Source organism: Burkholderia sp. E168m23 (assembly GCF_016586125.1).
In the GTDB taxonomy this organism is placed as follows: Bacteria; Pseudomonadota; Gammaproteobacteria; order Burkholderiales; family Burkholderiaceae; genus Burkholderia; species Burkholderia orbicola.
Genome location: NZ_BCPP01001247.1, coordinates 1 through 1,660, shown reverse-complemented (window position 1 = coordinate 1,660; position 1,660 = coordinate 1). Strand labels below are relative to the sequence as shown.

At 68.9% G+C, this 1,660-nt stretch carries 2 protein-coding genes and 1 pseudogene; all 3 read left to right on the top strand.

The features are described 5' to 3' along the window. A pseudogene (locus JMF90_RS36215) lies at positions 1–263 on the top strand (sodium:proton exchanger); the annotation flags it as partial. A gap of 54 nt (positions 264–317) precedes the next feature. Then, positions 318–710 carry an OsmC family protein gene (locus tag JMF90_RS36210; RefSeq protein ID WP_011545172.1) on the top strand — a complete coding sequence of 131 codons (393 nt, stop codon included), beginning with the start codon at positions 318–320 and terminating at the stop codon, positions 708–710. A gap of 49 nt (positions 711–759) precedes the next feature. Then, the gene (locus JMF90_RS36205; protein WP_201316820.1) at positions 760–1,641 is read left to right on the top strand and encodes a pirin family protein; all 882 of its coding nucleotides are present in this window, start codon (positions 760–762) and stop codon (positions 1,639–1,641) included. Positions 1,642–1,660 lie beyond the last annotated feature (19 nt).

Sequence of the window (1,660 nt, the reverse complement as noted above, 5' to 3'; positions counted from 1 at the left end):
GCCTCGAACGCGCGTCGCTCGACCGGCTGCTGACCGAATACCGGAGCCGCGTCGCGTTCAACGAGCACGCACATCGCGACGGCGCGGAGCCCGCGGACGTGCGCGCGCGGATGCTGCGCGTCGAGCTCGAGCTGGTCGGCGTGTCGCGCGACGCGTTGCTCGACCTGCATCGCGACGGTCGGGTCGACGACGCGGTGCTGCACCGCATAGAATCGGAGCTCGATTTCGAGGAGCTGCGGCTGCAGCGCCTGCTCGAACCTTAACGTCCGGCCGGCCATGCGCGGCCGGCCCGCCCCCCTTCCCCACCTGGAATTGCCATGAGCGAACTCACCGTCGAAGCGAGCATCGGCCCGGTCGATTACCTCGTCCACTTCACCGATGGCGTCCACCAGTGGCGCGCCGACGAACCCGCGTCGCTCGGCGGCGGCGATGCGGCGCCGACGCCCGTCGCGCTGCTGCTGTCGAGCCTCGGCGCATGCACCGCGATCACGCTGAAGATGTATGCGCAACGAAAAGGCTGGCCGCTCGACGAAGTGCACGTGAAGCTCGCGCACGAATCGGGCAGCGCGGGCAGCACGATCGTGCGCCGCATCTCGCTCGACGGCGACCTGACCGACGAGCAGCGCGAACGCCTGCTGCAGATCGCGAATGCGTGCCCGGTGCACAAGATCCTCACGCATCCGATCACGATCGACACGGCGATCGCCTGAGCATTTCCCGCCACCGCCCGTCACCGCCACCGTCACGAGATTTCCGTTCATGTCCGCCTCGATCAAGACCCTGCTCACGCCGCGCGAAAGCGACATCGGCAACCTCGTCGTGCGCCGCGTGCTGCCCGCACGCGCCGCGCGCCTCGTCGGTCCGTTCATCTTCTTCGACGAGATGGGGCCGGCCGTATTGCCGGCCGGGCGCGGCATCGACGTGCTGCCGCATCCGCACATCGGGCTCGCGACCGTCACCTACCTGTTCGACGGCTCGCTGATGCATCACGACAGTCTCGGCTTCCGGCAGAAAATCGTGCCGGGCGACGTGAACTGGATGACGGCCGGCCGCGGCATCGTGCATTCGGAGCGCTCGCCCGACGAGGATCGCCCGCGCGAGCAGCCGGTGCACGGCATCCAGACCTGGGTCGCGCTGCCGGTCGAGCATGAAGACACCACACCCGCGTTCGTTCACCATGCGGCCGACACGCTGCCGTCGTTCACGCGCGACGGCGTGACCGTGCGCGTGATCGCGGGCACCGCGTTCGGGCTCGTGTCGCCGGTCACCGTGTTCTCGCCGACGCTCTATGCGGTTGCGGAATTCACGTCGGGCGGCACGTTGGCGCTCGATGCCGAACATGAGGAACGCGGCGTGTATCTCGTCGACGGCGACCTCAGCGTCGACGGCACGCCGCTCGCCCCCGCGACGATGGCCGTGCTCGAACCGGGCGCGAGCGTCGCGCTGGCGAGTACGAACGGCGCGCGCGTGATGCTGCTCGGCGGTGCGCACCTGCCGGGCGAGCGGTTCATCGAATGGAATTTCGTGTCGAGCGAGCGCGCGAAGATCGATGCGGCGCGTGCCGCGTGGGCCGATCAGACGTTCGGCAAGGTGCCGGGCGAAGAAAGCGAATGGACGCGTCAGCCGGAACGCAGGGCATAACGCAACGCGCAACGAGCGG

Bases quoted from the DNA above. Each gene is read 5' to 3' on its own strand.
- JMF90_RS36210 (WP_011545172.1), top strand. From the start codon at position 318: ATGAGCGAACTCACCGTCGAAGCGAGCATCGGCCCGGTCGATTACCTC.
- JMF90_RS36205 (WP_201316820.1), top strand. From the start codon at position 760: ATGTCCGCCTCGATCAAGACCCTGCTCACGCCGCGCGAAAGCGACATC.